This window comes from Oleiphilus sp. HI0080, from assembly GCF_001635135.1.
In genome coordinates, this window is the sequence record NZ_LWFU01000239.1 from 1 (window position 1) to 322 (window position 322).

General features: G+C 49.1%; 1 protein-coding gene. It reads right to left on the reverse strand.

Annotated elements, in window-relative coordinates; genetic code table 11:
• On the reverse strand, positions 1–290 hold a 290-nt coding region (locus tag A3751_RS02585), incomplete at its 3' end, for a copper chaperone PCu(A)C (protein ID WP_068451750.1).
• Positions 291–322: the final 32 nt, after the last annotated feature.

Here is a 322-nt window from a genome sequence, read left to right on the forward strand (position 1 = left end):
TGGACGCCGCTCTCGGCAAACTCAAGTAGCACTGGCACCTCTTCACCCTCTTGCAATGCGCGAGTTAGACCAATCAACATGATGTGCTTACCTTGCGGCTTAAGTTCAACCGTTTCACCTGCCGAAAATGCGATGCTCTCAATAGGGCGCATGCTCATCATACCGTTTTCCATCGTGGTCTCATGGATTTCAGCCTTGGTCGCGATCTCAGTTTTAACTGACATCAGTCGATCTTTCGCATCACTCGTAATGTGAGCATATGCAGCGGTCATCCCTGCATTCGGCGGCATTAATCTTATCCATGCATTCTCTAACTTTGGCT